We start from the raw sequence: 318 nt of genomic DNA on the forward strand, positions 1-318 counted from the left end.
ACACATTAACTTATAATATTTCAACAGATAGAGAGTATGAATTCAGATTAAGTATATCTGATTTTAATAGTTCAAATGAAAGTATAGCTTACGTATATACTATTTTTGTAATTTTAGATTTTCACGAATCAGGAACGGGTATCGCGGTCGGGAAAAGTTCTACAAAACCTAATTTTTTTGAAAATGATATAAAAATGGGATTCAATAAAGGAATAGAATTAGAAGGTTGTACTAAATTACATCTTTTTAACGAGACTAAACCTTATGATCATGAAAACGAATTGGAATATTTCAAAGATCCTTTCGGAATAGTACACC

Annotated in this window: 1 protein-coding gene; it reads left to right on the top strand. The window is 28.3% G+C overall.

The features are described 5' to 3' along the window. On the top strand, positions 1 to 318 hold a 318-nt coding region (locus tag EII32_RS12335), incomplete at both ends, for a hypothetical protein (protein WP_158611201.1).

The sequence above is a fragment of the Prevotella sp. OH937_COT-195 genome (assembly GCF_003932845.1).
In the GTDB taxonomy this organism is placed as follows: Bacteria; Bacteroidota; Bacteroidia; order Bacteroidales; family Bacteroidaceae; genus Prevotella.